The following is a 5680-nucleotide window of genomic DNA, read 5'->3' on the forward strand; positions in this document are numbered from 1 at the left end:
GAAGCCTTCAGGACAGCAATGTCTTGGAGGCTTTTTTCGTGCCCTAATCCTTCGTCTTTCCTCAAATGAAATCCCTCGTTGTGGCAGGCGGGAAAACAGGAGCTATGCTTCAAGGCGCTTGAAGGATAGCATCAAGCCCCTTGAAGGTGGCCTTTAAGGGGCTTGAACGTATGCTTCGACAAGCAGAATAGTGCGAGCCTATTCTGCATGATGCTGTCAGCAAATGAGGTGTAATGAAATGGCAGGGGGTAAGTACCTGCCTATTTTCTGACGAAATCCAGCTTTTTCGGCATCTTAACCCATTTCCGGTTCCTCGCTATCTTCAGCGTACTGCCTTCTTCTTGTTGCAAGGTACAGGTGCTGTCGTTCTGCACAATCAGCTTTGCGGTTAAGTCTTCACTGCCATAATCATTGATTATTTCAAGGTCGGCTTCCTTGTTGTTCTTGATTTTGGCAGAGGTGAATATCCATTTCCTGCTGTCTTTGTTATCGCCGAAGTATCCGGATACAGCTCCAAAGAGTTCCTGTCCTGGTATTACGATGTCATTTTCGTAGAGGTTGATATGAATATATACATCGTATTCGGAGTTGTACAGGTAACCTTTGAATGGTGTATCTGTTTGAGCGTTGCATGGCAAGCTCATGAGCAAAAGCAATCCTTCGGCCAATATCTTTGTAAGCATAGTTCGTTCAATTAGACGCAGGCAAAGATACAGATATAAATCAATAAATCAAAGAGTTTTAGCAATTTATGGCTGTTAAAAATTGGTTGTTCATGTTTTTTATAGTAACTTTGCAAAGTTATAGTAGTTTTTATGGGTAAAGAAATGTTATTTCCCGACTATATTTTTGAGTCAAGTTGGGAAGTATGTAACAAGGTAGGAGGAATATACACCGTCCTGTCCACGCGCGCCAATACATTACAGAAGGTAATGAAGGATCATGTTATTTTCATTGGTCCTGATTGTTGGGGGGCGGATAGGGATTGTCCTTATTTTACGGAAGATGACAGTCTCTTCGGCGATTGGCGGAAGCAGGCTCTTAGCGAGAACTTGAAAGTGAGGACGGGGCGCTGGAATGTGCCTGGAAGTCCTATCGCAATCCTTGTTGATTTCAAGCAATATTATGACAGAAAGAATGAGATATACACCCGTTTGTGGGAATTGTACCAGGTAGACAGTCTCCATGCTTATGGCGATTACGACGAAGCATCCATGTTCTCTTATGCTGCCGCCAAGGTTGTTGAGAGCTTCTATAAAAACAATATATCAGGAGAGCAGAAGGTAATCTACCATGGCAATGAATGGATGACGGGCCTGGGACTGTTGTATATCAAGCATACATTACCTCAAATAGCCACTATTTTTACCACTCATGCTACAAGTATAGGCCGGAGCATCGCAGGTAACAACAAGCCACTGTACGACTATCTCTTTGCGTATAACGGCGACCAGATGGCCGAAGAACTGAATGTGCAGAGCAAACATTCGATAGAGAAACAAACGGCCAGGTTCGTTGATTGCTTTACAACGGTAAGTGACATTACTGCCCGGGAGTGTGCAGAACTCTTGGATAAGCCGGTCGATGTCGTCTTGCCTAATGGTTTTGAGAACGACATCGTACCTTCCGGAGCCGTGTTTACCCGTAAGCGCAAGGCAGCCCGCCAGCGCTTGCTGGCCGTTGCCAATGCTCTGACAGGCAGTAACTTGGGAGATGATACTTTGATAGTCTCTACAAGTGGCCGTTACGAGTTCCGCAACAAAGGAGTTGATGTCTATATAGAGGCTATGAACAGGCTCTTGCGCGAGAAAAGTCTGAAGAAGAGCATCGTTGCATTTATCGAGGTGCCGGGATGGGTAGGCGAACCGCGCCAGGATTTAACCGAGCGTTTGGACAGTGGCAGGCAATACGACACGCCTCTCGAGGTTCCCGAGATAACCCATTGGCTGAATAACATGAGCCATGACAGCGTTCTCGGGATGCTGAAACATCTGGATATGCACAACGACAAGGATGACAAAGTGAAGTTGGTGTTCCTGCCTTGTTACCTCACGGGTAATGACGGAATTATCAATTTGAGCTACTATGATATCGTCCTGGGCAACGATCTCTGTATTTATCCGTCGTACTATGAGCCTTGGGGCTATACTCCGCTGGAGTCTATCGCCTTTAAGGTGCCTTGCATAACAACCGATTTAGCGGGCTTCGGCCTGTGGGCTAACACGGAAAAAGGCGGAAACAGCGAAATTCAGGATGGTGTGAAAGTCATTCACCGGACCGATTACAACTATTCGGAAGTAGCCGACCAGATAAAGGAAACTGTTGCTGCATACTCCAATTTTACGGAAGCGGAAGTGAAGGAGGCCCGCAGCAATGCCGAGAAATTATCGAAGAAGGCGTTATGGAGCAACTTCATCAAGTATTACTATCAGGCTTATGACTTTGCCCTGAACAGTGCTCAGAAGCGCATGCAGATAAATAACGATAAAATAAACTAACAAGAAAGATATGAAAATCAAAACAGATTATGCCAATGATCCCCAGTGGAAAAACTTGACTATCAAATCTCGACTCCCCGAGCAGCTGGCATGTTTGGACGAGTTAGCTCATAACATGTGGTGGGCTTGGAACTATGAGGCCCGCAATATGTTCAAGAGTCTTGACGAAAAACTTTATGAAGCGGTAGGCCACAACCCTGTACTGCTTCTCGAGCGCTTGAGTTACGAGCGTAAGGAAGAGATTGTGAAGAACCGCACTATCATGAAGAAAATAAAGGATGTTTATAGTCTGTTCCGTTCATATATGGATGTTGAGCCAGACGAAAAGCGTCCTTCGGTAGCTTATTTCAGCATGGAGTATGGCCTGAACCAGGTGCTTAAAATCTACTCCGGCGGCCTTGGCATGCTTGCAGGCGACTATCTGAAAGAGGCTTCTGATTCCAACGTAGACCTCTGTGCGGTGGGTTTCCTGTATCGTTACGGCTACTTCACCCAGAGTTTGAGCATGGACGGCCAGCAGATTGCACGGTATGAAGCCCAGAACTTCAACTCTCTGCCCATTGAACGTCAGCTTGACGAGAATGGAAATCCGGTGGTTGTAGATGTTCCCTACATGAATTATCAGGTTCATGCTTACGTATGGCGCGCCAATGTTGGCCGCATCAAGCTCTATCTGTTGGATACAGACAACGAGCTGAACTCCGAGTTCGACCGGCCCATCACTCACTCTCTTTACGGTGGGGACTGGGAAAATCGCCTGAAACAGGAAATCCTGTTGGGCATTGGCGGTATGCTCGCATTGAAGAAATTGGGCATCCAGAAAGATATTTACCACTGCAACGAGGGCCATGCCGCACTCTGCAACCTGCAGCGTTTGTGTGATTATGTATCAAGCGGGCTCACATTCAACCAGGCAATGGAACTGGTTCGCGCCTCTTCACTCTATACAGTACACACGCCGGTGCCTGCCGGCCACGATTATTTTGACGAGGCTCTCTTCGGCAAGTACATGGGTGGTTACCCCGCCATGTTAGGTATCTCGTGGGAAGAATTCATTGGCATGGGACGTACGAACCCCGACGACCACAGCGAGAAGTTCTGTATGTCCACCTTTGCCTGCAACACCTGCCAAGAAATCAACGGTGTAAGTAAGCTCCACGGATGGGTAAGTCAGAAGATGTTTGCCCCTCTCTGGAAGGGATACTATCCCGAGGAGAACCATGTAGGCTACGTTACCAACGGTGTGCACTTCCCTACTTGGACGGCTACGGAGTGGCGTCAGCTGTATGACAAGTACTTTGCGCCTACCTTCATGAGCGACCAGAGCAATGAAGAAATATGGCATGCCATCTACAAGGTGCCCGATGAGGAAATCTGGAATACGCGTATGGCTCTGAAGAAGAAGCTGATAGACTACATCCGCGGGAAGTTTACAGAGACCTGGCTGCGTAACCAGGGTGACCCGGCTCGTGTGGTTTCGCTGCTCGAACGCATCAACCCCAACGCGCTGATGATTGGTTTCTGCCGTCGTTTTGCAACTTACAAACGTGCCCATCTGTTGTTTACAGATTTGGAGAGGCTCTCAAAGATAGTGAATGACCCCGAGCATCCGGTGTTGTTCTTCTTCTCTGGCAAGGCTCATCCTGCCGATGGTGCCGGGCAGGGACTTATCAAGCGTATTTACGAAATCAGCCAGCGGCCGGAGTTCCTGGGCAAGATAATCTTCCTCGAAGACTATGACATGCAGCTGGCACGCCGTCTGGTTTCGGGCGTCGATATTTGGATGAATACGCCTACTCGGCCGCTCGAAGCATCAGGTACATCCGGTGAGAAGGCTGAAATGAACGGAGTTGTCAACCTCTCGGTACTCGATGGCTGGTGGGTTGAAGGCTACCGCAAGGGTGCAGGCTGGGCTCTGCCGCAGAAACGCACCTATTCCAACCAGGGATATCAGGACCAGCTGGACGCCGCTACTATTTATGGACTTCTCGAAAACGAAATTATCCCCCTGTATTATGGCAAGAGCAAGAAGGGCTACAGCGAGAGTTGGGTCAATGTTATCAAGAACTCTATCGCCACCATAGCTCCGCATTACACGATGAAACGCCAGCTTGACGATTACTATGACAAGTTCTACAACAAGGAGGCCGCCCGTTTCAAGAAACTCTCGGCCAACAACAACCGCCTGGCTATAGAAATTGCACAGTGGAAGGAATCAGTAGCAGAGCGCTGGGATGCTATCCACGTGGTTTCCAAAGACACCTCCTTCCTTGACAATGGCGGCGAAACCGGCGTAGAATACAAGGTTCGCTATGTTATTGACGAGCAGGGACTGGACGATGCCATAGGCCTTGAGCTGGTTTCGCTGAAGCCGGAACAGGATCCTGATGACCACAACATCTACAGTGTTCATGAGTTCAAGGTAGTTGGCCACGAAGGTAATAACTATATCTTCGAGGCTACCGTTGAGCCTGACGAGGCCGGTTCGTTCCGCTCGGCAGTGCGTATGTTCCCCAAGAACTCAAAGTTACCGCACAGACAAGACTTCAGCTACGTGAAGTGGTTGGACTAACCGGTCACAAGGTATCAATCCATCAAGGCTGCACCAAATTACACAGGTGCGGCCTTTTTTATTCACCATGCAGGCCATGTGATCCTTTATTTTGATTATCTTTGTAAGGACAGAAGGTCTTGATAATATCTTTCGGGAACTTTTGACAAGTGTCAAACGATCGTGTGACACTTGTCGAATAATCGTGCGACACTTGTCAAAAGTTCCCGAAGGCATCAAATGGCACCCTAAAAGCAGGAACATTGCTCTGTCCTGGATTTAGTTGACAGTTTTTATAGTTAAATGTTCTTTAGGTTGACAATAAATTTCTTATGTGGAAATATAGTTGTCAGGTTTTTCTGTTAAGTGCACTTTGGGTTGACAGCTGTCTTCCGGATGCAAAGTTAATCATTTTCTGTTTTCTGTGAGCTCTTTGACCTCCTTATTTTAAGTGAAACGTTGAATTGATGAAAAACACCGGGGGGCGGCCTTGCGGCCGGGGGCTCGCAGCCCCCGGGAGCCTCTGTGGCTGTCATGCGGCCAGGGAAAGGAGCCGCTGCATCTCTTCCAGGGGTGTGCGCATGCCCAGACTCTGGTGCGGACGCACGGTGTTATAGAGTTCGACGGCCCT

Annotated in this window: 4 protein-coding genes; 2 read left to right on the forward strand and 2 right to left on the reverse strand. The window is 48.0% G+C overall.

All coding sequences use genetic code 11. The features are described 5' to 3' along the window. Window positions 1-260 precede the first annotated feature (260 nt). Complete coding sequence (locus tag BMW31_RS13155) at window positions 261-683, reverse strand: hypothetical protein (protein ID WP_091826736.1); 423 nt, start codon at window positions 681-683, stop codon at window positions 261-263. A 132-nt stretch (window positions 684-815) separates the two neighbouring features. Here BMW31_RS13155 and BMW31_RS13160 point away from each other — a divergent pair, with 132 nt between their 5' ends. Together BMW31_RS13160 and glgP are read left to right on the forward strand one after the other, a co-directional pair. Beyond that, window positions 816-2498: a glycogen/starch synthase gene (locus BMW31_RS13160; RefSeq protein ID WP_091826737.1), complete on the forward strand. Its 1683-nt coding sequence runs from the start codon at window positions 816-818 to the stop codon at window positions 2496-2498. Window positions 2499-2508: 10 nt separating this feature from the next. Then, window positions 2509-5070, forward strand: coding sequence for an alpha-glucan family phosphorylase (gene glgP / locus BMW31_RS13165; protein WP_091826739.1), 2562 nt, complete (start codon window positions 2509-2511; stop codon window positions 5068-5070). Between the two features lie 511 nt (window positions 5071-5581). Here the strand turns inward: glgP and BMW31_RS13710 are convergent. Next, window positions 5582-5680: integrase core domain-containing protein (locus BMW31_RS13710; protein ID WP_143049210.1), on the reverse strand; the 99-nt coding region annotated here is incomplete at its 5' end.

The organism is Prevotella sp. kh1p2 (assembly GCF_900111525.1).
Classification (GTDB): Bacteria; Bacteroidota; Bacteroidia; order Bacteroidales; family Bacteroidaceae; genus Prevotella.